We start from the raw sequence: 26,630 nt of genomic DNA, 5'->3' as shown, positions 1-26,630 counted from the left end.
GCTCGATGCGTTGGTGGTCCAAGGAAAGATGCCCCGCTTCCTGCGGGGAGATGCAGGTGCGAGGCCTGCCCGGCGCTCCACACGACCCCGTCTCCGGTGTTCCGGAGGCGGGGTTCTCGCTGTTCCCCGTTCCGGTCAGCCGGGTCGCCACGGCGCGGGAGCCGAGCGGGTCCGCCCGTGCCGGTGTCGAGAATCATCGTGACGTCCTCCGGACTCAACCCCGGCCCGGAGCGCGCCAACACGGTCCCTGCGGGCCGTTCGGGTGGCGATGCGCGGGAGGCCGGACGCGCTCGCGCAGACTGGCCCCGCCGACCGCGACCGTTCGGCACACGACAGCCCCGAAGGAGCCTTCATGCCGCACGTCCCGAACGAGCTGAAGTACACCAGGGACCACGAATGGGTACGGGTGACACGTGACGGCGTGGTGCGTGTCGGCATCACCGACCACGCCCAGAAGGAACTCGGCGACATCGTCTTCGCGGAACTCCCCGCCAAGGGCACCGGCCTCTCCGCGGGCGAGCCGTTCGGCACGCTCGAGTCGGTCAAGGCGGTGACCGAGGTCTACGCGCCCGTGTCGGGCGAGGTGACCGCCCTCAACGACGAGCTCAACGACAGCCCCGAGATGGTCAACACGGAGCCCTACGGCGACGGCTGGCTCATCGAGATCGCGTTCACCGACAGAAGTGAACTCGACCGTCTGCTCGACGACGACGGCTACGAGAGCTACATCCGCGAAGGCGCCGAGTAGGTCCGCGGACGGACATGAGCGCGGTGACGGGCGCGCTGTACGGACGCGCGCGCGTCACCCGTGAACGTCACCGCTGCCGGCACCGCCCCGGCGGCCGTACGCGACGTACGCCGCCCCGGCGGCCGGCCGTACAGGGCCTACGTCGTCGCGACGCACGCTGCCGCCGCACAGTACCTGAGCGTCCCGAAGCGGACCGGGACCCCGGGCGGACGATCCGGGTCCGCCGATCACCGCGCGGGGTCCCCGTCCTTCTTCCTCAGGACGCCTCGACCGCGGCCTTGATCCGCTGTCCGAACGCGTCCGCGTCCTTGCGCGCCGCACTCAGCGCGAGCCCCACCAGAAGCTTCCCGATGCCATGGCCCTCCAGCACGTTGAAGATCCGCACGTGGGTCGTTCCCGCGCCGGTGGACTCGAGGTCGTAGCCACCCTGGTCGGCCGTCACGACGTTCTTCGAGGTCTCCGTCCAGCGGATCCGCCGCGGCGGGTCGAACTCGGTGATCCGGAACTGCCGTGCCGTCTTCATGCCCGCGTCCTTGACCGTGCTCGTGAAGACCGTACCCACCGCTGTGGGGCCCTCCGGCGTTTTCTTGATCTCCTGCACCCTGGGGCTGAACTTCGGGTCGTTCGTGCCCTCGCCCAGGAAGGCGAAGACCTCCTCGACAGGGCGGTTGATCTCGGCTGTCGCCTCGAACTGACCGGCCACGGTTCCTCCTGTGCTGCGATCGCCGGGGCTCCGGCTGAGTGCGCGCGAGCCTGCCGAGCGGCCTCAGCCTACGGGCCCGGTCCCACCAGCGCGTCCTGTTGCCGGAGCGAGCCCGTCGATCAATGACCCGGCGGGTCCGACACACCCGAGAGAGCCTGGTTTGACCCCCGGCCGGTCCGCAAAGGGTAGTAATGGCTGGATGCACGTATCTGGCTTCTGCCACACCTGTGACCGTCCTGTCCCGGACGCCGGCTCCCGGGCGGGCACGTCATGGCCGGGCCGGTGAGGCCGCCGGGCAGGGTCACGCCTCCCACGGACCGAGTGGAGCGCTCCGGGCGCGCGGAGGCTGGTGTGACGCTCCCCACGAGGCCGGAATGAAACATGACGAACAGGCAACGCTCCCCCTCATGCTTTCCACGAACACCGCTCGGCCGGTGACGCGATGACACCGGCGACCGGGACGACCCGGCCGCCGGCCCCGACAGCGACCACGGCCGAGTCCGCCTCCACGACTCGGCCGTCCTCACTGCCCTCGCTCACCGGACTGCGCTGGGTGGCGGCGTTGCTGGTCTTCGGACTGCATGTGCACAACTTCGGCTATTTCGGAGACACCGGCGGCCGCATCGTCGCCTGGGGATTCGGGGCGGGCGCCAACGGCGTCTCGTTCTTCTTCGTCCTCTCGGGCTTCGTGCTGATGTGGTCGGCACGGCCGCGCGATCGCGCGATGGCCTTCTGGCGACGGCGCGTCGCCCGGGTCTACCCGGTCCACCTCGTCACCGCCGCGATCGCGCTGCTCATGGGATTCACCCTGTCCCGCCAGATGAGGCCCACCCTGAACTCGGCACTGGCGAACCTGCTGCTGACGCACTCCTGGTGGCGCCCGTGGTGGCAGACGCTCGACCCCGTCAGCTGGTCGCTCGCCTGCGAGGCCTTCTTCTACGCGGTCTTCCCGCTGCTGGCCCTGGGACTGCGCCGACTCGGGGCGCGCGGAGCGACCGTCGTGGCCGGGCTGTCGGTGCTCGCGGTGGCGGCCCTGGCCTGGTCGGACGCGCACCACTGGCTGAGCCAGCCGGTGTACTCCTTCCCGGCGGCCCGCCTCCCCGAATTCGTCCTCGGTGCCGCCGTCGCCCGGGTAGTGTCCCTGGGAAGGTGGCGCGGACCCGGCATGGAGGCCTCACTCGCGCTGACGATCATCGGCTACTTCCTCGTTCCCCAGGTCACCCCGGGGTATTCGGCCACCACCTGCACCATCGTCGGCTTCGCCCTGCTGATTCCGGCGGCGGCCGTGGCCGACCTGCGGGGCCTGCCCTCGCTGTGGCGGCACCGCCGACTGGTGCGGCTGGGTGAACTCTCCTTCGCCTTCTACATGATCCACCTGCTCGTCCTGCGGGCCGGCATCAATCTGCTCGGTAAGTCCCCGCACTTCGGGGTGGCGGCCGGGCTGACCGCCACCGCCGTGGCGTTCACCGTGGCGCTGGGACTGGCCTGGCTCCTGTACGAGGGTGTCGAGTGCCCGGCCCGGGAACTGCTGCTGCGGCGCCGGAGCGGGAAGCCGCGGCCGCCCGTGACCGAGCGGGACAGGGGCGTCGTCCGCGGCTGACCGGGGACCGTCCGGGACGGACGGCCACGGTGGGACTAGACCGGCTGGGTGAAGCGGATGTTGTTGCCGAAGGGGTCACGGAGACCGCAGTCGATGCCGTACGGACGCTCGGTGGGCTCCTCGGTGAACTCGACGCCCCGGCCGAGCAGCGTCTCGTACGTCTTGCGGCAGTCGTCCGTGCTGAAGATGAGCGAACCGCCGGTGGCGCCCTTGGTCACCAGCTCCCGGACCTGCTGCGCCGTCTCCTCGGACAGGGCCGGGGGTCCCGGCTTCTCCAGCAGGATCTGTCGATCGGGGTGTCCCGGGACGTTGACGGTCAACCAGCGCATGAAGCCCAGGTCGACATCGGCGTTGACCTCCAGGCCGAGCTTGCCCACGTAGAAGTCGAGGGCCTCGTCCTGGTCGAGGACGTAGATCTGTGAGTGCGTGATGGCGTTGAACATGTGCGTCACGCTACCGGGCGGGCCGGACGAAAACTTGTCCAAAACTGCTCAGCCGGCGGGCCGCATCCACGCCATGGTGAAGCACGTCGGCACGTTCGCCGGGGTCGCTTCCCTGCGGTACGTCCTCGGTGACCGGCCGACGATGTCGCGGAACGTGCGGCTGAAGGTTCCGGGGCTGCCGAAGCCGACCGCGAAGCAGATGTCCGTCACAGCGCGGTCGGTCTCCCGCAGCAGGAACATCGCCCGCTCGACACGGCGGCGCTGCAGATAGCGGTGCGGTGTCTCGCCGAACGTGGCCCGGAAGGTGCGGGTGAAGTGGGCCTGGGACACATGGGCGATCCGGGCCAGGGCCGGGACGTCCAGCGGCTGCGCGTAGGCGCGGTCCATGGCGTCCCGTGCCCGCAGCATGCGGCGGTTGGTGTCTTCGGCGGCGCGGCTCACGGCGTCATCACACCACGATTCTCCGTCGTCCCTCACCTGTCCGGCGGCGGCCCCGGGCCGTCGGCCCCATCGAGGGGCGGGTCGTCCCGGCGGTCACTCCGGCCCCGCCAAGAGGTCCGGGCCGGCCGGCGCGAGGGCCGGCCGGCCCGGACATCAGGCGTCAGGTGCGCTCAGGTGTCAGACCAGATCGAACCGGTCGAGGTCCATCACCTTGCTCCACGCGGCGACGAAGTCGTTCACGAACTTCTCCTTCGCGTCGTCGCTCGCGTACACCTCCGCGAGCGCGCGCAGCTCCGAGTTCGATCCGAAGACGAGGTCGGCACGGCTGCCGGTCCACTTGACCTCGCCCGTGGCGGCGTCGCGGCCCTCGAACGTGTTCGCGTCCTCGGAGACCGCCTTCCACGTCGTCCCCAGGTCGAGCAGGTTGGTGAAGAAGTCGTTGGTCAGCGACCCGGGGGTCGTGGTGAAGGCACCGAGCGACGACTGCTGGTAGTTCGCGCCCAGCACGCGGAGGCCACCGACGAGGACCGTCATCTCGGGAGCGCTCAGGGTCAGCAGGTTCGCCCGGTCGAGGAGCAGGTACTCGGCCGGGAGCCGGTTGCCCTTGCCCAGGTAGTTGCGGAAGCCGTCGGCGGCCGGCTCGAGCGGAGCGAACGCCTCGACGTCCGTCTGCTCCTGCGAGGCGTCCGCGCGGCCGGGCGCGAACGGGACCTCGACGTCGAAGCCGGCGTCCTTGGCGGCCTGCTCGACGGCGGCGCCGCCGGCCAGCACGATCAGGTCGGCGAGCGAGATCTGCTTGTCGCCGGTCCGGCCCGAGTTGAAGGCGCTCCGGATGCCCTCCAGGGTGCGCAGCACCGTCGCCAGCTGGTCGGGGTCGTTGACCTCCCAGCCGCTCTGCGGTTCGAGGCGGATGCGTGCGCCGTTCGCGCCGCCGCGCTTGTCGCTGCCGCGGAAGGAGGACGCCGACGCCCAGGCGGCGGAGACGAGCTGGGCCACCGACAGGTCGGAGGCCAGGATCTCGCTCTTGAGGGAGGCGATGTCCGCGGCGTCGACGAGCTCGTGCGTGACCGCGGGCAGGGGGTCCTGCCACAGCAGCTCCTCGGACGGCACCTCGGGACCGAGGTAGCGCACGACCGGGCCCATGTCACGGTGGGTGAGCTTGAACCACGCGCGGGCGAAGGCGTCGGCGAACGCGTCGGGGTTCTCGAGGAAGCGGCGCGAGATCTGCTCGTAGGCCGGGTCGACGCGGAGCGACAGGTCGGTCGTCAGCATCGTCGGGGCGTGGGTCTTCGACGGGTCGTGGGCGTCGGGGACGGTGGTGGCGCCGGCACCGTCCTTCGGCCGCCACTGGTTCGCGCCCGCGGGGCTCTGGAACAGCTCCCACTCGTAGCCGAACAGGATCTCGAAGAAGCTGTTGTCCCAGGTGACGGGGGTGTTCGTCCAGATGCCCTCAAGGCCACTGGTGATGGCGTCGCCGCCCTTGCCGGTGCCGAAGGAGTTCTTCCAGCCGAGGCCCTGCTCCTCGAGCGGGGCGGCCTCGGGGTCGGCGCCGACGCTGTCCGCCGGGCCCGCGCCGTGGGTCTTACCGAAGGTGTGGCCGCCCGCGATGAGCGCGACGGTCTCCTCGTCGTTCATGGCCATCCGGCGGAACGTCTCACGGATGTCGCGGGCCGCGGCCAGCGGGTCCGGGGTGCCGTTCGGGCCCTCGGGGTTGACGTAGATGAGGCCCATCTGGACCGCGCCGAGGGGGTTCTCCAGCTCCCGGTCGCCGGTGTAGCGCTCGTCGCCCAGCCAGGTGGTCTCGGGACCCCAGTAGACGTCCTCGTCGGGCTCCCACACGTCCGCGCGGCCGCCGGCGAAGCCGAACGTCTGGAAGCCCATCGTCTCCAGGGCGACATTGCCGGTGAGGATCATGAGGTCGGCCCACGAGATGCTCTGCCCGTACTTCTTCTTGACGGGCCACAGCAGCCGGCGGGCCTTGTCGAGGTTGCCGTTGTCCGGCCAGCTGTTGAGCGGCGCGAAGCGCTGCTGTCCGGCACCGGCGCCGCCGCGGCCGTCGCTGATGCGGTAGGTGCCCGCGCTGTGCCAGGCCATACGGATCATGAACGGGCCGTAGTTGCCGAAGTCGGCCGGCCACCAGTCCTGCGAGTCCGTCAGCACCTCGGCGATGTCCCGCTTCACGGCGGTGAGGTCGAGGCCGTTGAACGCCTCGGCGTAGTCGAACTCCTCACCGAGGGGGTTGGCCACGGCCGGGTTCTTGGCGAGGATCTTCAGATTGAGGCGGTCGGGCCACCACTGGCGGTTTCCGCCGCCCTGGGTCGGGTGCGTGGCGCGTCCGTGTGCGACGGGGCAGCCACCTTCCCCCTCCGTCTTCGCGTCTACGACGATTGCATCATGGTTCTCAGACATGGGAATCCTTCCGGACCAGGCGGGTCGTTGTGCTCAGGCACTGCGGGTGGGGCAACGGTCGGGGCACGGGTCCGAGGGGACGACCCCGGGCCTCGTCGGGCGGGAGGCGGTGGTCGCCGTACGGGTTCGGGCGGGGCGCCGGCGCGTCGGCCGGTCCGATGGGACGGACGGGCCCTGTCGCGTCGAGGGCGGGGAGGTCTTCGCCGGCGGCCCGGGCGGAGGCGAGGCCCACGTGATCGCGCGTCCCGGTGGCGGCCGTCCCGATGCCGGGGCGGTCACCTGCCCGGACGGCCGCGAGCCGTGCGGCGCGGGCGGCACCCACCCGGGGGCCGGCACCGCGCGGCTTCACGGCGGTGGTCCCGTCACTTCTCAGTCTCATGCCGTTCCGGAGTCTTCCTGTCCCTTGGCCAGCGCCAGAACCGATCCTACGATGGACAGAGTCTTAGTCAAGAAGCGCGCCAAACCCGTATCCAATAGGAGCCCGGACGTTCACTGGTAAAATTCGGGTATCCCGCCGAACCTGAATAGGTGAACCGATATGAGTGACCTGCTGGAACGACTGCGAGCGCGCGGCTGGCGGATGACCTCCCAGCGGCGTGTCGTCGCGGAGGTCCTCGACGGCGACCACGTCCACTTCACGGCCGACGAGGTGCACGCCCGTGCCGCGCGGCGGCTGCCCGAGATCTCCCGGGCGACCGTCTACAACACCCTGGGCGAGATGGTCTCCCTCGGTGAGGTCATAGAGGTCTCGACGGACGGCCGCGCCAAGCGCTACGACCCCAACGCCCACCACGCCCACCAGCACCTGGTGTGCTCCCACTGCGGCACCATCCGGGACGTCCACCCGACCGGCGACCCGCTGGCCGACCTCCCGGCGGTGGAGCGGTTCGGCTTCCAGGTGTCCGAGGTCGAGGTCACGTACCGCGGGCTCTGCCCTTCCTGCGCCTGAGAGCTCTCCCGTGATCCACGGGGGCGCGGTGACGGCCCGTGGCGCCGCGCCGCGTCGTCGGGGCCGCGAACGGGCGGGTGTGTTGCCCGCGCCGCGCACTCGGCGCACGCTTGACGTATGGGTGCTCAGGACGGCCCCACGCTCATCGCGTCCGTGCAGAGAGCCTTCCGCCTGCTGGAGGCCGTGAGCGCGCACGAGAACGGCGCTCCGGCGAAGCAGCTGGCGCGGGCGACCGGTCTGCCGCTGGCCACGGCGTACCACCTGCTGCGGACGCTGGTGCACGACGGATACCTGCGGAAGCTCGAAGACGGCGGCTTCATCCTCGGTGACAAGCTCCAGGCACTGCACAGCACCGCTCGTGGCCAGACGCTGCTGAGCCGGATCCGGCCCACGCTCGCCGCACTGCGGGACGAGCTCGCGACCCCCGCCTACCTCACCTTCTACGAGGAGGGCGAGATCCGGGTCGCGGAGATCGTCGACGGTCCCCGGGCGCCCCGGGTCGACCTCTGGGTGGGATTCGAGGACGCCGGGCACGCCACCGCCCTCGGCAAGTCCGTGCTGCGGGAACTGGACGACGCCGGCCGCAACGACTACCTCTCCCGGCACTCCCTCGCCGACCTCACCCCGCGGACCGTGACCAGCTCCTCGGAGCTGCTGCGGCGGATCGACTCCTCACCCGTGGCTCCGGCCGTCACGGACCTGGAGGAGTACGCCCTCGGCACGGTCTGTGTCGCCGTGCCCGTGTACTGCGGGGACACCCTGGGCTCGCTCGGCGTCTCGCTGCCCGCGGAGCGCGTCTCCCGGCTCGGGGACGTCGCCGCACGGCTCCTCCCGACCGCAAACCGCATCAGCAGGAGCCTCTCTCTCACTATCTGAAATCCGTGTCCTTGTGGGGCCCGAGCGGAACGCGTTTCCTGGATGAAACGGACATACCGGGAATGCGATCCGGCATACAGGTGAGGACTGCGGACGAAACATGAGTCAGGCCCGAGACGATGCCGACACCCACAGGCCGTCGAGGCCGATCAGGGAGCGGGTCGCGCCCCTCAGGGCATTCGCCCAGCGGCGCGCCACCGCCCAGCTCGCCGCCGGAGTACCCGTACTGCCCCTGCTTTTCGTCTCCCTCATCGTGCTGGTCGACCTCGTCGGCGGAGCCGGCATGATCTGGCTGTCCCTGCTCGCGGCCGCTCCCGCGCTGGCCGCCACGACGAACGGGCCGCGCGGAGTGCTCTGCACAGGTGTCCTCGCGGCCGTACTGGGCGTGCGGCTCGGCATCAGGGACGGTGTGCCCTCCAGCGAACTGGCGGCCGTACTGTCCGCGCTGGCGGCCGTCACCCTGGCGAGTGCCCTGGCCAGCTCGCTGCGGGGACGGCGCGAGCGGGTGCTCGCCGCCGTCCGTTCGGTCGCGGAGGCCGCGCAGCACGCGCTGCTCACACCGATACCGGAGACCGTCGGCCCCTTCCGGGTCGCGGTCCGCTACAGCGCCGCCGCGGCGGAGGCCCGGATCGGCGGAGACCTCTACGCCCTGGTGTCCACCCCGTACGGCGTCAGGCTGATCGTCGGCGACGTGCGCGGCAAGGGACTGCCGGCCGTGGGAACCGCCGCGCTCGTGCTCGGTGTCTTCCGCGAGGCCGCCTACGACGAGCCTGATCTGCTCGACGTCGTCGCCAGGATCGAGCGGAGCCTGGCGCGCAACCTCGGCGGCGACGACTTCGTCACCGCGGTGGTCGCGGGATACGGGCGGGCGGGGCATCTGGAGGTCGTCAACTGCGGGCACGCTCCTCCGCTGCTGGTACGGGCGTCCGGTGACGTCGTACCGGTGGAACCCACCCACCCCGCCCCGCCCCTCGGGCTGCGCGCCCTGTCGGGCGAGGTCCCCAGTCTCCAGGTGCTGCCCTTCGCCGACGGGGATCAGCTGCTGCTCTACACCGACGGGGTCACCGAGGCCCGCAACCACGATCGTGAGTTCTATCCGCTGGCCGAAGGGCTGGCGCGTCACGTGTCCGACGAGCCCGCGCGCACCCTCGACGCGCTCCACGACGAGCTGCTGACGTACGTGGGCGGCCGACTGCACGATGACGCCGCGCTGCTCCTGCTGCGCAAGCCGGCCGCTTCCCGGACGGTGACCGCCGGGCGGGCCGCGCCGGATCCGGCCACCTCCGCCTCGGCCACCTCCGCCTCGGCCTCCTCCGCCTCGGCCTCTTCCGCCTCGGCCGTGACCGCTCGGACCGCGTCCACCTCTGCCGCGACGTCCCCGGCTTCGACCGCGTCCGTTTCCGCCGCGCCGGCTCAGGCGGCCCCGGCTTCGGCCGCGCCCGCTCAGCTCGCGCCGGGCGTGAACCGCACGTCCGGTCCGGCCGCGATCGGTCCGGCCGTGTCGGGCGCGCGGGTGTCGGATCGGGGTGCTTCGGATCTGGTGGTCCGCCGTCCCACGGGTGTGGGCTCGAACCGTTTCTGACCGTTCCGACCGCGCGGCCGTGTGACGCCGGGCGCGATCCTTCCCCTGTGCGTGAAGTGCGTGAAGTGCGTGAAGGTGTCGGGTGACGGGTGCGCGGTGGGCGGGGCCGTCGGCTGAGGGCGGTGGTGACGCCGTCGGCGGAGTCGTCGGCCGAGGGGCGCTACGCCGTCGGCGGAACCGTCGATCGAGCCGCCGGGTCGGAGGCGCGACACCGTCGTCGGAGGCCGGTCACGGGTAATCCATGGGCGCGGGCCCCGGGCCGCGCGCTCTCACGTACGCCCGCTCCTGTTCACTCCGCGACGAGATCGGCCCACCGGGTCACTCCACCGGGGTGGAACCGGATCCCGTACCGGGTCGCCAGGGCCTTGACGATCTCCTCGCCGCGGCCGTGCTCGTCGGGGTCGATCCCCTCGAGGTCCTGCCCCGCGGCGCGCGCGGGTCCCGCGTCGGTGACCTCGACGCGCAGGGTGTCGAGTCCGGCCTCCCGGATCCAGGACAGCCGCAGCTCCGCCGGGGGGAGGGCGTGCACGATCGCGTTGGTGAGGAGTTCCGAGACCACCAGCAGCGCGTCCTCGAAGATCCCCGGACAGACGCTCCAGTCGGTGAGGACCGTGCCCGCGCGTCGGCGGACGGCCGAGACGGCCCCGGCGACGGGCGGCAGCGGGAAGACGTACTCGACTGCCTCTCGAAGCCTTGTATCCCGAAGCCCCGTGTTGAGCTGTAGCGCCATCTCTTCTCCTCCGGGGTGAGCGCTGTCGGCCGGTGGCCGGAACCTCAGCGCGTTGCCGGGCCTCATCGCACGTTAAGGACCGAAATGAGGTGGGTCAATGAACGGCGGTCGGCATTACCGAACGCCCGATCCGGTGCGGCTCCGAACCGTCTCCCCGGCACGTCAAGCGGACCCTCCACAGCGGTAATAGGCTCGGATCATGGCCGGCCCAGTCCAGTCCATCGAACGGGCGGCTGCGATCTTGCGTCTGCTCGCCGGTGAGCCTCGCCGACTAGGGCTGGGCGAGGTGGCGGCCTCGCTCGGGCTGGCCAAGGGCACCGCCCACGGCATCCTGCGCACACTCCAGCACGTGGACTTCGTGGAACAGGACGCGGAGACCGGGAAGTACCAGCTCGGAGCCGCTCTGCTGCACCTCGGCACCAGTTACCTCGACATCAACGAGCTGAGGTCGCGCTCCATCAACTGGGCCGACGCGCTGGCCGCCCGCAGCGGGGAGTCGGTCCGCCTGGGCACGCCCCTGGAAGGCATGGTGCTCGTCGTCCACCACGTGTTCCGGCCGGACGACACGCTCCAGACCCTGGACGTGGGCGCGCTGCTGCCGCTGCACGCCTCCTCGCTCGGCAAGGTGCTGCTGGCCTTCGGAGCGGTGACCGTCGAACCGGTCCTGGAAGCCGGTCTCGAGGCGTACACCCGGCACACCCTGGTCACCCCGGAGAGGCTCACCCGGGCACTGGCCGAGATCCGGGACCTGGGCTGGGGCTCCGAGGTCCAGGAGATGAGCATGGGTGAGGCGGGCATCGCGTCGCCGATCCGGGGGCACGGCGGACTCGTGGTCGGCGCGATCGGCCTGTCCGGCCCGGTCGAGAGGATCTGCGACGGTCACGGCCGTCCCCGGCCGAGGCTGGTCACCCTTCTCCGGGAGGCCGCACGGGCCGTCTCCAGGGAGCTGGGGGCAGCTCGCTGGTGACACCACCGCCTGACCGACACATCGGAAGGCAGAACCCGATCATGGTTGAACGGTACGTAATGTCCATCGACCAGGGCACCAACTCCACCCGATGCATCCTGTTCGACCACCACGGGCGGTTGGTGTCGGTCGCCCAGCGCGAGCACCAGCAGCACTTCCCCCGCCCCGGCTGGGTCGAGCACGACGCCGTCGAGATCTGGCGCAACCTGCGGCGCATCGTCCCGGAGGCGCTGTCCGACGAGGGTGTCGCGGCGGAGGTGGCCGCCATCGGTCTCGCGAACCAGCGGGAGACGACGGTGGTCTGGGACCGGCGGACGGGCGTCCCGGTGGGCAGGGCGATCGTCTGGCAGGACACCCGTACCGCGCCGCTCGTCGACGACCTCAGAAGCGACCCCGGAGACGACTTCTTCCTCGAGCGCTGCGGTCTGCCCCCCTCGACCTACTTCTCCGCGCTGCGGATCCGCTGGCTGTTCGACCATGTCAACGGGCTGGAACGGCGCGCCGAGGACGGTGAGGTGCTGTTCGGCACGATGGAGAGCTGGCTGATCTGGAACCTCACCGGAGGCGTGGACGGCGGCCTGCACATGACGGACGCGACGAACGCCAGCCGCACCATGCTGATGAACATCCGCACGCTGGAGTGGGACGACGAGCTGCTGGCGTTCTTCGGGGTTCCGCGCCCCATGCTCCCGGAGATCCGGTCCTCCGCGGAGAACTACGGCGAGGCCCGCTCACTGCTCCCCGGCGTCCGTATCACGGCCGCTCTCGGTGACCAGCAGGCCGCCCTGTTCGGCCAGACCTGTTTCTCGCCGGGCGAGGCGAAGTGCACCTACGGAACGGGCAGCTTCCTGCTGCTCAACACCGGAACCGACGTCGTGCGGTCGCGGCACGGACTCCTCACGACCGTGGCCTACAAGATCGGGGACGAGCCTCCGGTCTACGCGCTGGAGGGTTCGATCGCGGTCACCGGCTCACTGGTCCAGTGGTTCCGTGACCGACTGGGACTGATCAGCAGCGCGCCCGAGATCGAGACCCTCGCGCGGACGGTCGAGGACAACGGCGGGTGCTACATCGTCCCCGCCTTCTCCGGTCTGTTCGCACCCCGCTGGCGCAGCGACGCGCGCGGGGTCATCGTCGGTCTCACCTCGTACATCACCAGGGGGCATCTGGCGCGGGCCGTCCTGGAGGCCACCGGCTGGCAGACGCGGGAGGTCGTCGACGCCATGAACGCCGACTCCTCGGTGGCCCTGAAGCAGCTCAAGGTCGACGGCGGTATGACCGCGGACAACCTGCTCATGCAGTTCGTGGCCGACGTGCTCGACGTGCCCGTGGTGCGGCCCATGGTGGCCGAGACGGTCTCGCTCGGCGCCGCCTACGCCGCGGGCCTGGCCGCCGAGTACTGGCCGGACCTGGAGATCCTGCGCCGCAACTGGCACCGGGCGGGCCAGTGGCTGCCGGACATGGACCCCGAGCGCCGTGACGCGGAGTACGACAACTGGCAGCGGGCCGTCGAGCGGTCGCTGGGGTGGATCAAACCACCGGGGTCGACTTGACGGAGGCCGGACGGACGCCACCGGCGGCCGGCGCGGAACCCGCCGGCCGCCGGCCCGTGTCACTTGCCGAGTCACCGAGTCGCTGTGCTTCCGAGGCACTGTGTTTCCGAGGCACTGAGTCAACGACCGGCTGCGGTGCCGGGTGCCGGGGTCCTGCTACGCGGTCTTCGGCGCCGCCTGCTGCACGACGTCGAAGGACCACAGCGTGGACCCGGCGGCGGCGGGCCTGGGGCGCTCACCGCTCTCGCCCGCGCCCTGGTGGGCCGCCTTCATGGGGCCCTCCATCCAGGCCTGGAAGGACGCCTCGTCGCGCCAGCGGGTGTAGACGAGGTAGCTTTCGGTGCCCTCGACCGGGCGGAGGAGTTCGAACCACTCGAAGCCGTCGGAGTTCTCCACGGCGTGAGCCCGGGAGGCGAAGCGCTTCTCCAGCGTCTCGCGCTGCTCGGCGGGGACGGTCAGTACGTTGATCTTGACTACGCTCATGACCTCATCCTGCCGCATCCCGGAACGGGCCTCGCCGTCGCCGCCTCGGTGTCGGTGTGGGTGTGGCTTGAGGCCGTTCGGTGTCCGGGCGGGCGCGGCGGCGGCTCTGGGAGGTGAGGGGCGGGCGGCCCGTCAGCTCGTCTGGTTCTGTCGACGGGACGGCGCGGGCCCCGACCAGGACGCGAGGAAGTGGAGTGCCTCCTGGGAGTCGGATCCGGCGGCCGCGGTCATGACCATGAGCTGCTGGTCGGGGTCGGTGGTGCAGCCGAGCATCTCCCAGTCGACGGTGAGGGCTCCTACGACGGGGTGGTCCAGTGTCTTGGTGCCGCACGTCTTGTGCGCCACGTCGTGCGCGGCCCACCATTTCCGGAAGTCCGGGTCCTTGACCGAGAGTTCGCCGACGAGGGCGGCCAGTCGGGGGTCGTCCGGATGATGCGCGGCGTCCATTCTGAGGTAGGCCACACAGGTACGGGCCGTCGTCTCCCAGTCGGTGAAGAGGCGGCGGACGTCGGGATCGACGAATGCAAGTCGCAGGTAATTCCGTTCCTGTCGTGGCAGAGCGGTGAAATCCGTGATGAGGGCGGCGGCGAGTGAATTCCAGGCCAGAATGTCCATATGGCGTCCGAGGACCATGGCCGGGGCGTCGGTGAGCTGGTCCAGCACGCGCTGCAGCTGCGGGCGGACCGGCTGGGGAGCCTGTCGCGGGGCCCGACCCTTTCGCTCGGCGACGAGCCCGCGAACGTAGGCGGTCTGGTCCTCGTCGAGCCGCAGGGCCCGCGCCAGCGCGGTCAGTACGGGTGCCGACGCCTGGAAACGGCCCTGCTCCAGACGGGTGTAGTAGTCGGCGCTGATCGCCGCCAGCTGGGCCACCTCCTCCCGGCGCAGCCCCGGCACCCGCCGTGGGGCTCCGGAGTCCGGGAGGCCCACCTGGCCGGGGGTGAGCTCGGCGCGCCGGGCCTTGAGGAACTCGCCGAGCTCGTTGCGCTGTGCGTCTGCTCTACCCATGGGTTCAGTGTCGCAGGCGACCGGCGTTCTGTGAGGGGGAAGAATTCTACCCAGGAAGGGGAATTCCCCGGAAATACCTCACCCTTGTTCCTCCCCGCTCGCGGTGTGAGTGTGGACGACGGAAATCAGTGGAACGTGACGCCGGTATAGCGCCAGGCGTCGGAGAACAAGGAGAGAGATCGGTATGCAGTCTGTTTCCGTGACATTCAAGAGCAACGGACTTTCCCTCGCGGGGAACCTCTTCCTCCCCGAGGATCACACCGAGGGGGACCGCCGGCCCGCCGTGGTCACCTCGCATCCCTTCGGCGGGGTGAAGGAGCAGACGGCCGGTCTGTACGCGGAGAAGCTGGCCGCGGAGGGCTTCGTCGCGCTGGCCTTCGACACCGCCCACCAGGGCGACAGCGAGGGAGAGCCGCGGGGCCTGGAGAACCCGTTCGCGCGGGCGGAGGACATCAGGAGCGCCGTGACCTACCTGAGCACGTGCGAGCAGGTCGACCCGGAACGTATCGGCGCGCTGGGCATCTGCGCCTCCGGCGGATACGTACCCTTCGCGGCGACGACCGACCACCGGATCAGGGCGGTGGCCACCGTCAGCGCCGCGGACATCGGCGCCCTCTTCCGCGAGGGGCTGGGCGGCGGGCAGGACCCCCAAGTGCTCGCCGGCATGCTGGAGGCCTCGGCCCGGGCCCGTACCGCCGAAGCGGCGGACGGCGTCCTCCGGTACGACCCCGTGGTGCCCGAGACGCCCCAAGAGGCCGAGGGCGCGCCCACGCTGTACAGGGAGGGAACCGACTACTACCGTACTTCGCGCGCCCGGCACCCGAACTCGGCCAACCGGTATCTGTTCCGCAGCGTGGACCAGATGGCGCAGTACTCCTCGTTCGACCTCGTCCATCTCATCGCGCCACGACCGCTCCTGATGATCGCCGGAACCGAGGCGGACACCGCCTACTTCAGCCGTGAGGCCGTCGAGAAGGCGCGGGAGCCGAAGGAGCTCTTCTGGGTGGAGGGCGCCACGCACATCGACCTGTACGACAAGGACGCGTATGTGCCGACCGCCGTGGCGAAGCTGGCGAGCTTCTTCAAGGAGCACCTGGCGTCCGTCTGAGCGTCCGTCTGAGCCGGTGCCCTGGACGACGGCGGACGATGACGCGCGGCGGGTCGGGCCCGGTCCCCCCGGGGCGGGCCCGACCCGTTCTCCTTCTCTCGCGCCGTTCGGCCGAGGCCGGTGGAGAACTCCGGCGGACGCCGTCGCTCAGGACGTGTCCGGCTCAGCGGCTCCCGGCCGGCTCTTCCGGCTGCCGGGCCGCCGCTGCCTCTGCCGCCCGTGCCGTGACGTCGGCGGCCGCGCGTGCGGCGCGCCCGGTCACCTTCCAGCCGACCATGCGCAGGGCGGTGGCCGGGGCCGGCGGGAAGACGCCGAGCTGTCCGAGCATGGTGATGTCGTCCCGTACCGCCTCGTGTCCGACCACCTTGCCGTCCCGCAGGTCGAGCACGTGGATCTGTTCGAAGTTGATCTCGCGTCCGGTGGGAGGTATCGCCTGGTCGAGGGCACCGTCGCGGAAACGGACGAACGCGCCCGTGTGGCGGCCCCGCATACGCAGCCGTACCCAGACCTGCTCGTCGTTCCCGGCGGTGCCGATCACGGGGAAACGCAGGTCACTGAAGGCCGACCGCATCCACGCGCTGGAGGCGAGGACCCCCGCCGGTCCGGGGATCGAGCAGGCGGGGGGTGCCACCGCCGCCTCGCGGTTGTGGAAGTCCTCGCCCACCACCTCGGCGGCCAGTGCCGGGTCCCCGGTCTCGAGGATGCGGAAGAGCCCGCGGGCCAGGCCCGTGGTGTCCATGCCCATTGCGTCCGTACCTTTCGCCGGTTCTCACCGGCTGTGCGATCTGTGCGGCGACGTCAGTCGGCCCGGGGCCGGAGGCGGCGCGCGGTCCGCGCCGGGTGTGTCCGCCGAGCGAATATTGAGGTTACAGGGGACCTAATGAATAGGGAAACCGTGTCCTGACCCTGACTAGGATGTCCGAATGCCCTCCAAACGCCCCTATGTCTCTCCACTGCGGGAGCAGGCCGCCGCGCGGACCCGCGCGCTGATCCTGCGGCGCGCCGCCGAACTGTTCGCCGGACGTGGCTACGGGCGGGTGACCGTCGCGGACATCGCGACCGCGGCCGGTGTCGCCGCGAAGACCGTCTTCGCGAGTGTCGGCAGCAAGAGCGACATCCTGGACCGGATCGTCGACCGGGGCGTGGCCGACTCCGGTTACGAGCAGGCCATGCGGCAGGTGCTCGCCCTGCGGACACCCGAGGCGGTGCTGGAGGCGCTGGCGCGCGGTACGCGCCTCGGCAACGAGGAGCAGTTCACGGTGCACGAGGCGATCCGCAAGGCGCTGCCCGTCCACGAGAACGGTGAGGCGCTGTGGGAGCGCGCCACCGCCGACTACCGGCTCGCGCTGCGCGCCGCCGCCCGCCACCTGCACACCCTGAGCCCGCCGCCTCCCGGCCCGGTGGACGAGACGGCGGATCTGCTGTGGTTCTGGTTCGGCCCCACCGGCTGGCGCACGCTGGTGGTCGAGAACGGCTGGCCCTGGGACCGGGCCGAGGACGCGCTGCGCCGTACCGCGGTCGCCACCCTCTGCCCGGGCTGAGTGGCCTGCGTACGTGCGGTGGTGACGGATCGTCAGTGGCACGGACGCGTCGCGTGACGCGGGGCGCCGCGCTGATCCTGGGCGGCCCGCGAGGGGGCCCCGGTGAATGCCTTGACGGTTTCGACGTCCCGGGGACTGCCGCCGGTGAACGCCCTCGCCTCCGACGGCCCGGGGCCCGCCCCCGTCCACCCGACCGTCCGAGACGCTCGACTCGCCTGTCCCCGCCACCGTACGAGCGGTGTCCGCCGCTTGCCGGGCGCGGGGACAGGGTCCCGGCGTGGGCGACCACGCGGTGGGGCGGTTCAACCCGGACCGTCGGTCAGGACGTACGGTGCGGGCCCGCCGCGGCCGCCAGGTTCGGTTGGAGCCGGCGGGCGACATCGAGGTGGTCGGCGGTCCAGATGATGCGGACGGCCGTCGCGCTGGGCCGCCCCCGTTCGTCGGCCAGGTCGGGGCGCAGGGACTCGACGAGCCGCCCCTCGGCCGTGGGGTCGCGGGGGAGCGGCTCCGGGACGGGAGCGGCCCGGCCCAGCGCGGCGGCCAGATCCCCGTACCAGCCCGCCACATGGCCGGCGGCGCCCAGGATCACGAGGCGCGCCTCGGCCCGGTCGGTACCCGCGTCCCCGTCGTCGGCGCGTTGCCAGAGTTCCAGGACGGCGTCCCCGGCGAGGCGCAGCCCTACGATGCCGGTGACCAGGGTCGTCATGTCGGCGAGGGGTACCGGTTTGGCGCCGCGTTCGGCGAGGTAGCTGCGGAACGCGTCGTCGAGCCGCCGCGCGGAGGCGGCCGCCGCACGGCCTTCGTCCAGGGGAGGGCCGGCCGTGGGCGCCGGGCCGGACCCGCACCGGCCCACGGCGTACGCCACCGTTCCGGCCAGATAGCGGGCGCTGTCGGTGTACGCCTCGGCGAGAGCGCGGTCGACGGCGGCCGTGGCGCCGCGTGGCCAGAGGAACAGGGCCATCAGCACGCTCACGCCGCAGCCGACGGCGACGTCCTGGATGCGCAGCAGGACGATGTGCCAGTCGGGGTTCTGGCCGATGTTGAACAGGACGACGACGGTGACGGTGAAGGCGGCCTGGCCCGCCGCGAAGGAGATCGCGGCGGGGGCGATGCCGGCGATGAGCACGGCGAGAGGCAGCAGGACCCACAGCACGGTGCTGTGGTGGCCGATGAGCTGCAGCAACCCGGCTCCGATGACCGAACCCGCGAGGGTGCCCAGCACGGCGCGCATCGCGTTCTGGCCGGTGTTGAGGGCGTTCGAGCGCAGCACCGACAGGGTGCCCAGCAGGATCCAGAACGAGTGCTGGAGGCTGGTCAGGTTGGCGAGGGCGACCGCGATGCCGAGGCCGAGCGCGCCCCGGACACTGTTGTGCAGCCAGACGGACTGCGGCCGGAGGTGCGTGGCGGCCCGGTCGCGCGCCGAGACCAGCGGTTCGGTGAGGGTGCCGGGCTCGCGGCCGAGCAGCCGGTCGTGCCAGCTGCGCCGCTCCGCCGACGCGGCCAGATCCACGTTGTTCGCGATCTGCAGCGTCGCGAACCCCAGCTCCTGCGCGCGGAACGACAGATCCAGCATGCCGATGACCGGATGGACCTGGGACGGTGTCGCCGTTCCCGCGTGGTGCCCGCTCAGCCTGCCGGTGGCGTCGCGCTCCATGGCGGCCATGGCCGCCACCAGGTCGTCCGAGGCGGCGCGCAGCGCGTCCGGGGAGTTCATCGGGGCGTCGAGCAGATCGGCCGCCTTGTCCAGGACACGTGCGGCGGCCCGCCGTACCGCGTGGGCGTCGGCGTCGCACGCCGGGCGCTCGGCGAGAGGGGGCGCGCTGTCGGCGAGGATGCCGCTGAGCCAGGTCAGCTCGTCGACCAGACGGACGATGGCACGTGAACCGGTGGACAGACCGGTGGGCCGGTAGGGCGTGGTGTCGAAGACGCCGCGGAGGTCGGCGGCGGCGCCGGCAGCCAGATGGGCGGTGATCCTGCACCGGGTGGTGCTCGGTGTGTCCGGGTCGCCGGCCAGCCAGGACGCGTCGGCCCGCAGCTGCTCCGCCGCGGCGCGGCAGACCCGCGCCGCGGGCGCGCTGAGCGGGTCCGCGGTGGGCCGGGGCCACAGCAGGGAGACGGCGAGCATGGCCGCGGCCGCGGCCAGCCCCGCACCGGCGAGCCGGTCGGGGAGCTGGGACAGCGGGGCGGGCGAGGTCACGGGGAGGACGAAGGCCAGCAGCAATGCGGTGGACGCGCCCGCGAGGACCGAGCTGATGGCGCCCGCGAAGAGCACCAGGAAGCCGATCACCATCATGACGGCGACCGCGAGCCAGATCCGGTGGGCGACCAGCGTGCCCAGGCAGATGAGGACGGCCCAGGACACCGCGAGCCCCGCGTGCGCCTGGAGCCGCTGCACCATGGGCCCGGTGAAGTCCACGAGCAGGAGCATCGAGAACGCACCGAACGCCGCGAAGGTCGCCGTCACGGGCGAGCCGATCACCTGGCCGCACAGGGCGAAGAGGGCGGGCATCACGATCGCGGTGCGAGCGGCGCGACGGGTGGCCGCCAGCCCGGGATCGTGGGTCCGCAGCCAGAGCGTGGCGCGCCCGAGGGTGACACGGCCCGGTCTTCGCACGCGCCGCACCTCCCGTCGCCGAGGCAGTCCGCCTCAGCAAGTCTGACGGCTGTCCCGGGCGGAACGCCACGCGGAGGCGGAGGCGAGGGCGAAAGCAGCGACGGAGGCGGCGGCGAGGGCGAGCGCGGAGGGGCGGACGAGGGCGAAGACAGGGACGAAGGCGAGGACCACGGCGAACGGGCACACCGAGCAGGACCGGCCCGGCGGTGCACGGGCGTGATCGGCACCGTCGCGGGTGGATGCGGGCGTCCGCGACGACCGCGGTCCGCGCGGAGCCGCGACAGCCGGCCACGCTCCGGCGTCGCCGCTCGGCTCCTCACCGGGCGAGGGCGCCCACAGCCCCGCGTCAGTCGGTGCGGGCGCCCCCGAGGCGTTCCAGGAGCAGTCCCTCCCGGGTGGACCAGGGGCAGATGGTGACGCTTTCGACCCCACAGGTCTCCATGAGGGCCTCGGCGATCAGGGCCCCGGCCAGCGACTGCTCGGCGCGGTGCGGGGAGATGCCGGGCAGCCGGCCCCGTCGCTTCGGGGTCGAGGCGGCCAGCAGCGGAACCGTCGTCCGCAGCGCGGGCAGTGTCAGGCGCTGCGGCGTACGGGGCGGCCGGTTCTTCCCGGCGGCGGCGAGCCGGGACAGCTGGGTGAAGGTCTTGGAACACGCCAGCACCTGTCCGCCCGGCTCCGCCTGCGGCAGGTCGGGGAGCGTGCTCAGGGAGTCCCGCAGATGCCGTCGCAGCTCGGCCAGCCGGCGCTTGGAGGGCGCGGTGCCGCCGGGAAGCCACTCACGGGTGACGGTCCGGGCTCCCAGCGGCAGCGACAGCACGGTACGGGGCTGGGCCGCGGTACCGGAGGCGATCTCCAGGGTGCCGCCGCCGATGTCCAGGACGAGCAGGGGGCCGCCCGTGGGCGCCGCCCATCTGCGGGCCGCCGCGTACGCCAGCCGTGCCTCCTCCTCGCCGGGCAGCACCCGCAGGCGGATGCCGGTGGCGTGGGCCACCCGGTCGATGACCTCGTCGCGGTTGGGCGCGTCCCGGATGACGGACGTGGCGAACGCGAAGACCTCGGGCAGCCGCTGCTGGGGGTCCGCCGACGCGGCCTCCGTCACCGCGCGCTGCACACTCCTGACCCCCGACTCGCGCAGCCGCCCGTCGGGGCCCAGGCTCTGGTGCAGCCGCAGCCGCACCTTCCGGGACAGCACGGGTTCCAGCGTCCCGCCCTTCGGTCGCCGCGCCACCGTCAGCAGCGCGCTGTGGCACCCCACGTCGAGGACCCCTGCCTGCCGCATACGCCTGCCTTCCCCCATCATGCGTTCTCCCCCCGGGCCGGACCGCTTCCCGGCGGCTGTGACCGGGCGGGACAGCGGTGGGCGGCGCCACGCGGATACGGGCACCACCGGGCCATCTTCTCACTGCCGGTGTTTTCCATGATCGGGCACACCCCCTCCGACCCGCGTGCGTACCCGCCGACCCGGTCCGGACGGAGGGGGTGGTCGACCCGGTGAGGACGTGGTGCCGGGCAGACCGCCGACCGTGCGGGGCCCCCGGGCGTACGTCGTCGGGCATGGTCACAGCTCCTGACGCAGCCACGGCGGCCCCGGTTCGCCGAGCGATGACGCCCGCCGAGGCGACGCCCGCCCAGGCGGCGGCCGGCGTCGTGACGCCCGTCGACGAGGAGCGCGCGCGGGGAGGCACGCCCCCTGGCGGGGACCTGAACTCCACGCGGTGGTGCCGTACGTCCTTGTGATGCCCCGAGCACGACGTCGGAATGCCGCCGGACTCCTCGGAGTCGGCGGGAGAGCATCGACAAGTCAGCCGACGTGAAACGGAGTTGAGTGAGGACATGACGGGGACGCTTGCAGGCAAGGTGGCCATCGTGACGGGCGGGAGCCGGGGTATCGGTGAGGCCGTGGCGCTCAGGCTGGCCGAGGACGGCGCCGATGTCGCCCTGACCTACCGGGACAGCGCGGACCGCGCGGCGGAGGTGGCCGACCGGATCAGGGCCATGGGCCGCCGGGCCGGGGCCGTCCGGGCCGACGGTGCGGACCCGGCGGCGGTGCGCGAGGCGGTGGACCGGGTCGCCGCGGAGTTCGGACGGCTCGACATCGTGGTCAACAACGCGGGGATCGGGGTGCTGGGGCCCGTCGAGGACCTGTCGCTGGAGGACATCGACCGGGTCCTGCACGTCAACGTGCGGGCGCCGTTCGTCGCGTCCCAGGCGGCGGTCCGGTACATGACCGGGGGCGGCCGGATCATCAACATCGGCAGTTGCATGGCCGAGCGGGTCGCCTTTCCCGGCGGATCCCTGTACGCCACGAGCAAGACCGCGCTGGTCGGCCTCACCAGATCACTGGCCCGCGAGCTGGGCCCGCGGGGCATCACCGCCAACCTGGTCCACCCCGGCCCGACGGAGACGGACATGAACCCCTCCGACGGTCCGGGCGCCGACACACAGAAGGGTCTCACCGCGCTCGGGCACTACGGGCAGCCGTCGGACGTCGCCGCGACCGTGTCCCACCTCGCGGGCGACGCGGGCCGGTACGTCACCGGTGCCACCATCGCCGTGGACGGCGGATTCGCGGCCTGACCCGCGGGTGGCCGGCGGCACGGGCGCCGGCCACCCGCGGGAAAGCCGCCGGGACGGAGGTCATGCCAGGGGGTGCGCCGAGGCGAACGATCCGTTGTGGTGCACGAGTGCCGAGGTCTCCGCGGCGGTCGCGCCCGCGTCGATCTCGCCGACGACCAGCAGGTGGTCGCCGACGGTCTGACGGAGCGTGATCCGGGCGGAGAGCCACGCGGTGACACCGTCGAGCACGGGCAGACCGTCCGCCTGGGCCCGCCACGGCACACCGGCGAAACGGTCCACACCGCTGCGGGCGAACCGGCTCGCCAGACCGGCGTCGGCCGCGCCGAGCACATGGACCGCGAACCGTTCCGCGCGGCGAGCGGCGGGGGCGCTGGAGGCGTCGACGCCGACGTAGAACGACACCAGGGCCGGGCGCAGCGAGACGGAGGTGAACGAGGTGGCGGTGAAGCCGGCGGGGCCCGGGAAGGTGATCACCGTGACCCCGGCCGCGTGCCGGCGCAGCGTGTCGCGGAGAAGGTCCGCGCTGTCGGGAGTCACCGGCGACGGAGGCGCGTCGTGGTGCGCAGGGGCGGTCATGTCGTTTCCTCTCGGCGGGTCGGGGTGGCGGAACCGGGCCGCCCGATGAGGTGGCCGGGCCGCGCGGCACGGCGTGGGGTCGTGGTGGCGGGCCACCGGTGGCGGTCACCGGCGGAGCCGGCCGTCACCACGTGCTCGACTCCACCGCGACGACGGGCACCAGTGCGTCGCGGACCGTCTCCAGGAACGTGACGACCTCGGCCGCCACCGAGCGGTGCTGCAGGTCGTTGAGGACGTCGTGGTGGGCGTCACGGACCACCGCCAGACGGGAGTGCGACAGGGACTTCGCGGTACGGGCGAGAGCGTCGCGGTCCGCGAGCGGATCGGCGTCGCCGACGAGGATGAGCGTGGGGACGGCGATGGCGCCGTGGTGGGCCGCGTCGAGGAGCGCGTCCGGCACCGCGATGCCGAGCGCCCCGCGCTGTGTCCCGGAGTCCTCGGTGAGGACTCCTCGGTGGGCCGGGCAGAAGGTCCGGACATCGAGTTCGTCGTCCCACGACGCTCCCCCCGCACCCCCTGCGACGCCGTTCCGCACCGGGGCGCCGTCGCCGGCGCCGCGTCCCGGCAGACCCGCGAGGACGACGGCCTCCGGGAACGGGACGACGGACGGCTCCTCCCGGCCGAGGAGCGCGGCGACGGCGGCCGCGCCGCTGTCGGCTCCGACGAGGACGACAGGTCGGACCACCCCGTCCTCGGCCGCGGCGTCCTCCACGGCCGCGGCGAGCCCGGCGCCGAACCGCGCCAGCGAGCCGCTCAGGTCGCCGGCGTCGATCCGCGGGGTGTCGACGACGCGGACTCGGTAGGCGTCGGCCGCGAGCCGCCTGCCGAACCGGGCGTAGGCGGCCCGGCTCTCACCCCGGCCGGGCACCACGACGACCGTGCCGCGGGTCCGGAGGCCTTCGGGACCGTAGTGGTCGGTGTACTGGGTCATCTCACGCTCCTGCGAGGTCGGGCACGGTCGCCGGCTTCCAGCCCAGGGCGGGCGCCACTTCGGTCGCGATGAGCTCAAGGGCACGGATCGCGGCGTCGTGGTCGGGAACGGCGGGGTTGAACTGGGTGATCAGGTCGGTCACGACCGGCAGCACCCGCTCCTCGCGGAGCGCGGCGGTGATCTCGTCGGGATGGCCGTAGAACGAGTGGAAGCGGCGCAGCGCCCCGTCCACGTCCAGGTCCTTCGGGAAGGCACCGCTCTCCCCGAGGCGGAGGGCGGCCCGGTGGACGTCGTCGCCGATCTGCCGAAGAGCCGTGCGCCTGTCCTTCGCGGGGAACACGAACCGGGACAGCCCGACGCGTGGACGGCGCGGCCGGTCCCAGGCGTCGAGGAACGCGTCCGCCCAGGGGCGCTGCACCTCGTCGGTGGGGGCGTCGAAGCCGTACGCGGCGCGGTTCAGCAGGAGGTTCGCCCCGCCGGCGGCGGCGTGCCGGGCGCCGGGGCCGCTGAAGACCCCCTGCCAGATCCGGTCCGTGAAGTCGCCGGGCGCCGGCTGGACGCGGAAACCGGGTGCGCGGACCTCCTCGCCGCTCAGCGCCCGGCGCAGCACGCTCAGCTTCTCGCTGGTCAACTCGCGCTTGCGGGTGATGTCCTGGCCGAACGCGGCGTACTCCGTGTCGCTGTAGCCGCTGCCCACGCCGATCTCGACCCGCCCGCCGCTGAGGGTGTCGACGACGGCGATGTCCTCGGCGAGCCGGACCGGGTCCTCCAGGGGGAGGACGGTGATGGCGGTGCCGAGCCGGATCCGGGTGGTGCGCGCGGCGGCGTGCGCGAGGAACGTCCACGGCGAGGAGAGGCCGCCACCGCCGGCCGGCACATGATGCTGGGCGACCCAGCCGGTGTCGAAGCCGAGTTCGTCGGCGACGACGAAGAGCTCCTGCGCGTCGCGGTACGTCCGGGCCGGGTCGTCGCCGCGGCCCTGGACGTGGGTGAGGAAACCGAGTCGGAAGCGCGGTGTCGCTGGGGTCATGGAGTGTTCGCCTTTCAGGGATCGGGCCGTGTCGTTCGTTCGCCGGTGGCGGGTGAGGGGGACGGATGCCGAGGTGACCGGGACCGTTCTCCGGCCGGCCGCCGTGCCCGCCGTGACGGGACCGGTCGCCGCGGTCCCGTCGCGGGCGCCGCCCGGTACGCGGTCGAGGGCCGCGCCCGTACCCACGTCGGCGCGTTCCGTACGGCGCCCGGGGACACGCTGGTCGGGGGGTACGCGGACATGGCCGGTGCCGTGGACCGGGCGGGTCTCGGGGCCGGCCGGGTGGATCGCGGTGAACGGCGGCGTTGGTGCCACCGTCTGCGCGCGGAGGCATGCTCGACGCCGCGGTCCCCGGTCAGGACGAGCGGGGCGGAGGTCCGGCCATGATCCCGTCCTCAGCCGTTCACGAGCTGGGGCGCGCGGGTGTGACGGTTGGCGGGGACCGGCAGGCCGAGGTTGCCGCGCAGGGTCTCGGCCTCGTACTCGGTGCGGAACAGGCCCCGCTTCTGCAGGATCGGCACGACACCGTCGACGAAGAGTTCCAGGTCGTCGTTGTTGCGGAAGGCGAGGTTGATGCCGTCGAAGGTACCCGCGGCGAACCACTGCTCGATGGTGTCGGCGACGGTCGTCGGCGCCCCGACGAACGGCGAGCGGCGGAACTCGCTGACGGACTGCGCTACCTGACGCAACGTCAACTGCTCGGTCCTGGCACGCTCGATGAGTTTCGCCGCGCCGGTGCGGCCGCCCTTCTCGGCGAGGTGCGCGACGTCCGGGAACGGCGCGTCCAGGTCGTGACCGCTGAAGTCGTAGGCACCGAAGGAACGGCCGAGGAGCGCGAGGTTGCGGTCGAAGTCGTTGTCCTCCTCGAAGATCTCCCGCTCGCGCCGCACGGCCGCCTCGTCGGTGGCGGCGACGACCGGCCCGCCGTGGATGAATATCTTGATGTGCTCGGGGTCGCGTCCGTACGACGCGGTACGCGACTTGATGTCGGCGTAGTACTCCTGCGCCTGTCGCAGGGTGCCGCCCGGCGCGTAGATGCCCTCGGCGACCTGGGCCGCGAGGTCCCGCCCCTCCTCGGAGACCCCCGCCTGGAAGATCACGGGCTGGCCCTGCGCGGAGCGGGAGAGGTTGAGCGGGCCGGCGATCTTGAAGTGTTCGCCCTCGTGGTCGAGCGCGTGCAGTTTGGCCGGGTCGAGGAAGACGTCGCGCGCCACGTCGGCCGGGAACGCGTCGTCCTCGTAGGAGTCCCACAGGCCCCTGGCGACCTGGACGAACTCCAGCGCGCGGCCGTAGCGGGTGGTGTAGTCGAGGTGCTCGTCGAGCCCGAAGTTCCGGGACGTCCCGGTGTCGAAACTGGTGACGACGTTCCAGCCGGCGCGACCGCCGCTGATGTGGTCGAGGGAGGCGAACCGGCGGGCGAGGTTGAAGGGCGAGTTGTACGTCGAACTGGCCGTGCCCACCAGACCGATGTGCCGGGTGTGGGTGGCGACCGCCGACAGCAGGGTGAGCGGCTCCAGCCGGTTCAGATAGTGCGCCGGGTAGGTGGAGTTGATGAACTGGCTGTCGACGATGAAGAGGGCGTCGAACAGCGCGTGTTCGGCCGCCTTGGCCTGCGCGATGTAGTAGTTGATGTCGATGCTCGCGTTCTTCGCGACGCGCGGGTCCTTCCACAGACCGTGCTGGCCGGGGCCGCCGACACCGTAGGGGTGCAGCGCGAGGTGAAGGGTGCGGGACATGAGGGTTCCTCTCGATGGTTCTGAGGTG

At 72.1% G+C, this 26,630-nt stretch carries 23 protein-coding genes, 1 tRNA gene and 1 pseudogene; 11 read left to right on the top strand and 14 right to left on the bottom strand.

From position 1 onward, the window contains the following. Positions 1 to 7 precede the first annotated feature (7 nt). Together GFH48_RS03640 and gcvH are read left to right on the top strand one after the other, a co-directional pair. Positions 8 to 80, top strand: a tRNA-Gly gene (locus GFH48_RS03640). Positions 81 to 352: 272 nt separating this feature from the next. Beyond that, on the top strand, positions 353 to 748 hold the full coding sequence (gene gcvH, locus GFH48_RS03635; protein ID WP_153286852.1) for a glycine cleavage system protein GcvH: 396 nt from the start codon (positions 353 to 355) through the stop codon (positions 746 to 748). 256 nt (positions 749 to 1,004) lie between these two features. On the opposite strand, the gene GFH48_RS03630 is transcribed toward gcvH, so the two are convergent. After that, the gene (locus GFH48_RS03630; RefSeq protein WP_153286851.1) at positions 1,005 to 1,451 is read right to left on the bottom strand and encodes an SRPBCC family protein; all 447 of its coding nucleotides are present in this window, start codon (positions 1,449 to 1,451) and stop codon (positions 1,005 to 1,007) included. Between the two features lie 442 nt (positions 1,452 to 1,893). Here GFH48_RS03630 and GFH48_RS03625 point away from each other — a divergent pair, with 442 nt between their 5' ends. Beyond that, a complete protein-coding gene (locus tag GFH48_RS03625) occupies positions 1,894 to 3,051 on the top strand; it encodes an acyltransferase family protein (RefSeq protein ID WP_153286850.1) in 1,158 nt (385 codons plus the stop codon). A 35-nt stretch (positions 3,052 to 3,086) separates the two neighbouring features. On the opposite strand, the gene GFH48_RS03620 is transcribed toward GFH48_RS03625, so the two are convergent. The 3 genes from GFH48_RS03620 to katG all read right to left on the bottom strand — a co-directional run bounded on the left by GFH48_RS03620 (position 3,087) and on the right by katG (position 6,344). Next, positions 3,087 to 3,494 (bottom strand): VOC family protein, encoded by a 408-nt coding sequence (locus GFH48_RS03620; protein ID WP_153286849.1) that lies wholly within the window; start codon positions 3,492 to 3,494, stop codon positions 3,087 to 3,089. Between the two features lie 48 nt (positions 3,495 to 3,542). Then, a complete protein-coding gene (locus GFH48_RS03615) occupies positions 3,543 to 3,935 on the bottom strand; it encodes a helix-turn-helix domain-containing protein (protein ID WP_194280484.1) in 393 nt (130 codons plus the stop codon). A gap of 177 nt (positions 3,936 to 4,112) precedes the next feature. Next, a complete protein-coding gene (gene katG, locus GFH48_RS03610) occupies positions 4,113 to 6,344 on the bottom strand; it encodes a catalase/peroxidase HPI (protein WP_153286848.1) in 2,232 nt (743 codons plus the stop codon). 538 nt (positions 6,345 to 6,882) lie between these two features. On the opposite strand from katG, the gene GFH48_RS03605 reads away from it, so the two are divergent. The 3 genes and pseudogenes from GFH48_RS03605 to GFH48_RS03595 all read left to right on the top strand — a co-directional run. Continuing rightward, positions 6,883 to 7,293: a Fur family transcriptional regulator gene (locus GFH48_RS03605; RefSeq protein WP_153286847.1), complete on the top strand. Its 411-nt coding sequence runs from the start codon at positions 6,883 to 6,885 to the stop codon at positions 7,291 to 7,293. Positions 7,294 to 7,410: 117 nt separating this feature from the next. Then, entirely contained in the window at positions 7,411 to 8,169 is a 759-nt protein-coding gene (locus GFH48_RS03600) for an IclR family transcriptional regulator (protein WP_153286846.1), read from the top strand. Between the two features lie 100 nt (positions 8,170 to 8,269). After that, positions 8,270 to 9,436, top strand: a pseudogene (locus GFH48_RS03595) (PP2C family protein-serine/threonine phosphatase); the annotation flags it as partial. 604 nt (positions 9,437 to 10,040) lie between these two features. Here the strand turns inward: GFH48_RS03595 and GFH48_RS03590 are convergent. Further along, on the bottom strand, positions 10,041 to 10,481 hold the full coding sequence (locus tag GFH48_RS03590; protein ID WP_153286845.1) for an ATP-binding protein: 441 nt from the start codon (positions 10,479 to 10,481) through the stop codon (positions 10,041 to 10,043). A gap of 199 nt (positions 10,482 to 10,680) precedes the next feature. Here GFH48_RS03590 and GFH48_RS03585 point away from each other — a divergent pair, with 199 nt between their 5' ends. Then, positions 10,681 to 11,448, top strand: a complete 768-nt coding sequence (locus tag GFH48_RS03585; protein WP_153286844.1) for an IclR family transcriptional regulator — start codon at positions 10,681 to 10,683, stop codon at positions 11,446 to 11,448. A 41-nt stretch (positions 11,449 to 11,489) separates the two neighbouring features. Next, the gene (glpK, locus tag GFH48_RS03580; RefSeq protein WP_153286843.1) at positions 11,490 to 13,001 is read left to right on the top strand and encodes a glycerol kinase GlpK; all 1,512 of its coding nucleotides are present in this window, start codon (positions 11,490 to 11,492) and stop codon (positions 12,999 to 13,001) included. A 156-nt stretch (positions 13,002 to 13,157) separates the two neighbouring features. On the opposite strand, the gene GFH48_RS03575 is transcribed toward glpK, so the two are convergent. Then, positions 13,158 to 13,484, bottom strand: coding sequence for an antibiotic biosynthesis monooxygenase family protein (locus GFH48_RS03575; protein WP_153286842.1), 327 nt, complete (start codon positions 13,482 to 13,484; stop codon positions 13,158 to 13,160). A 132-nt stretch (positions 13,485 to 13,616) separates the two neighbouring features. Continuing rightward, a complete protein-coding gene (locus tag GFH48_RS03570; protein ID WP_153286841.1) occupies positions 13,617 to 14,489 on the bottom strand; it encodes a helix-turn-helix domain-containing protein in 873 nt (290 codons plus the stop codon). A gap of 184 nt (positions 14,490 to 14,673) precedes the next feature. Between GFH48_RS03570 and GFH48_RS03565 the strand changes: the two genes are divergently transcribed. Further along, positions 14,674 to 15,597 carry an alpha/beta hydrolase gene (locus GFH48_RS03565; RefSeq protein ID WP_153286840.1) on the top strand — a complete coding sequence of 308 codons (924 nt, stop codon included), beginning with the start codon at positions 14,674 to 14,676 and terminating at the stop codon, positions 15,595 to 15,597. Between the two features lie 163 nt (positions 15,598 to 15,760). On the opposite strand, the gene GFH48_RS03560 is transcribed toward GFH48_RS03565, so the two are convergent. Continuing rightward, entirely contained in the window at positions 15,761 to 16,342 is a 582-nt protein-coding gene (locus GFH48_RS03560; protein ID WP_153286839.1) for an ester cyclase, read from the bottom strand. 178 nt (positions 16,343 to 16,520) lie between these two features. Between GFH48_RS03560 and GFH48_RS03555 the strand changes: the two genes are divergently transcribed. Further along, a complete protein-coding gene (locus GFH48_RS03555; RefSeq protein WP_153286838.1) occupies positions 16,521 to 17,138 on the top strand; it encodes a TetR/AcrR family transcriptional regulator in 618 nt (205 codons plus the stop codon). Between the two features lie 319 nt (positions 17,139 to 17,457). Here the strand turns inward: GFH48_RS03555 and GFH48_RS03550 are convergent, their stop codons facing one another. Together GFH48_RS03550 and GFH48_RS03545 are read right to left on the bottom strand one after the other, a co-directional pair. Then, positions 17,458 to 19,752 carry an FUSC family protein gene (locus tag GFH48_RS03550; protein WP_228120330.1) on the bottom strand — a complete coding sequence of 765 codons (2,295 nt, stop codon included), beginning with the start codon at positions 19,750 to 19,752 and terminating at the stop codon, positions 17,458 to 17,460. Between the two features lie 346 nt (positions 19,753 to 20,098). After that, complete coding sequence (locus tag GFH48_RS03545; RefSeq protein WP_153286837.1) at positions 20,099 to 21,031, bottom strand: Ppx/GppA phosphatase family protein; 933 nt, start codon at positions 21,029 to 21,031, stop codon at positions 20,099 to 20,101. 554 nt (positions 21,032 to 21,585) lie between these two features. On the opposite strand from GFH48_RS03545, the gene GFH48_RS03540 reads away from it, so the two are divergent. Next, positions 21,586 to 22,329, top strand: a complete 744-nt coding sequence (locus GFH48_RS03540) for an SDR family NAD(P)-dependent oxidoreductase (protein WP_153286836.1) — start codon at positions 21,586 to 21,588, stop codon at positions 22,327 to 22,329. Positions 22,330 to 22,389: 60 nt separating this feature from the next. Here GFH48_RS03540 and GFH48_RS03535 read toward each other — a convergent pair whose 3' ends face one another. The 4 genes from GFH48_RS03535 to GFH48_RS03520 form a co-directional block, all read right to left on the bottom strand. After that, positions 22,390 to 22,905 (bottom strand): flavin reductase family protein, encoded by a 516-nt coding sequence (locus GFH48_RS03535; protein WP_153286835.1) that lies wholly within the window; start codon positions 22,903 to 22,905, stop codon positions 22,390 to 22,392. A 124-nt stretch (positions 22,906 to 23,029) separates the two neighbouring features. Next, positions 23,030 to 23,836, bottom strand: a complete 807-nt coding sequence (locus GFH48_RS03530; protein ID WP_153286834.1) for an alpha/beta hydrolase — start codon at positions 23,834 to 23,836, stop codon at positions 23,030 to 23,032. A gap of 1 nt (position 23,837) precedes the next feature. Further along, positions 23,838 to 24,866, bottom strand: a complete 1,029-nt coding sequence (locus tag GFH48_RS03525; RefSeq protein ID WP_153286833.1) for an LLM class flavin-dependent oxidoreductase — start codon at positions 24,864 to 24,866, stop codon at positions 23,838 to 23,840. Positions 24,867 to 25,261: 395 nt separating this feature from the next. Next, the gene (locus GFH48_RS03520) at positions 25,262 to 26,602 is read right to left on the bottom strand and encodes an LLM class flavin-dependent oxidoreductase (protein ID WP_153286832.1); all 1,341 of its coding nucleotides are present in this window, start codon (positions 26,600 to 26,602) and stop codon (positions 25,262 to 25,264) included. Positions 26,603 to 26,630: the final 28 nt, after the last annotated feature.

Source organism: Streptomyces fagopyri, from assembly GCF_009498275.1.
In the GTDB taxonomy this organism is placed as follows: domain Bacteria; phylum Actinomycetota; class Actinomycetes; order Streptomycetales; family Streptomycetaceae; genus Streptomyces; species Streptomyces fagopyri.
Note: the sequence above shows the minus strand (reverse complement) of the source record. Positions and strands in the feature narration are given on the sequence as shown.

What these genes read in the sequence shown, in the direction of transcription:
- GFH48_RS03590 (WP_153286845.1), bottom strand. Translation starts at nt 10,481, where the DNA reads ATGGCGCTACAGCTCAACACGGGGCTTCGGGATACAAGGCTTCGAGAG.
- GFH48_RS03540 (WP_153286836.1), top strand. Translation starts at nt 21,586, where the DNA reads ATGACGGGGACGCTTGCAGGCAAGGTGGCCATCGTGACGGGCGGGAGC.
- GFH48_RS03560 (WP_153286839.1), bottom strand. Translation starts at nt 16,342, where the DNA reads ATGGGCATGGACACCACGGGCCTGGCCCGCGGGCTCTTCCGCATCCTC.
- GFH48_RS03600 (WP_153286846.1), top strand. Translation starts at nt 7,411, where the DNA reads ATGGGTGCTCAGGACGGCCCCACGCTCATCGCGTCCGTGCAGAGAGCC.
- GFH48_RS03575 (WP_153286842.1), bottom strand. Translation starts at nt 13,484, where the DNA reads ATGAGCGTAGTCAAGATCAACGTACTGACCGTCCCCGCCGAGCAGCGC.
- GFH48_RS03520 (WP_153286832.1), bottom strand. Translation starts at nt 26,602, where the DNA reads ATGTCCCGCACCCTTCACCTCGCGCTGCACCCCTACGGTGTCGGCGGC.
- GFH48_RS03535 (WP_153286835.1), bottom strand. Translation starts at nt 22,905, where the DNA reads ATGACCGCCCCTGCGCACCACGACGCGCCTCCGTCGCCGGTGACTCCC.
- GFH48_RS03605 (WP_153286847.1), top strand. Translation starts at nt 6,883, where the DNA reads ATGAGTGACCTGCTGGAACGACTGCGAGCGCGCGGCTGGCGGATGACC.
- GFH48_RS03545 (WP_153286837.1), bottom strand. Translation starts at nt 21,031, where the DNA reads ATGCGGCAGGCAGGGGTCCTCGACGTGGGGTGCCACAGCGCGCTGCTG.
- GFH48_RS03625 (WP_153286850.1), top strand. Translation starts at nt 1,894, where the DNA reads ATGACACCGGCGACCGGGACGACCCGGCCGCCGGCCCCGACAGCGACC.
- GFH48_RS03570 (WP_153286841.1), bottom strand. Translation starts at nt 14,489, where the DNA reads ATGGGTAGAGCAGACGCACAGCGCAACGAGCTCGGCGAGTTCCTCAAG.
- katG (WP_153286848.1), bottom strand. Translation starts at nt 6,344, where the DNA reads ATGTCTGAGAACCATGATGCAATCGTCGTAGACGCGAAGACGGAGGGG.
- GFH48_RS03525 (WP_153286833.1), bottom strand. Translation starts at nt 24,866, where the DNA reads ATGACCCCAGCGACACCGCGCTTCCGACTCGGTTTCCTCACCCACGTC.
- GFH48_RS03530 (WP_153286834.1), bottom strand. Translation starts at nt 23,836, where the DNA reads ATGACCCAGTACACCGACCACTACGGTCCCGAAGGCCTCCGGACCCGC.
- GFH48_RS03555 (WP_153286838.1), top strand. Translation starts at nt 16,521, where the DNA reads ATGCCCTCCAAACGCCCCTATGTCTCTCCACTGCGGGAGCAGGCCGCC.
- glpK (WP_153286843.1), top strand. Translation starts at nt 11,490, where the DNA reads ATGGTTGAACGGTACGTAATGTCCATCGACCAGGGCACCAACTCCACC.
- GFH48_RS03585 (WP_153286844.1), top strand. Translation starts at nt 10,681, where the DNA reads ATGGCCGGCCCAGTCCAGTCCATCGAACGGGCGGCTGCGATCTTGCGT.
- GFH48_RS03620 (WP_153286849.1), bottom strand. Translation starts at nt 3,494, where the DNA reads ATGTTCAACGCCATCACGCACTCACAGATCTACGTCCTCGACCAGGAC.
- GFH48_RS03565 (WP_153286840.1), top strand. Translation starts at nt 14,674, where the DNA reads ATGCAGTCTGTTTCCGTGACATTCAAGAGCAACGGACTTTCCCTCGCG.
- gcvH (WP_153286852.1), top strand. Translation starts at nt 353, where the DNA reads ATGCCGCACGTCCCGAACGAGCTGAAGTACACCAGGGACCACGAATGG.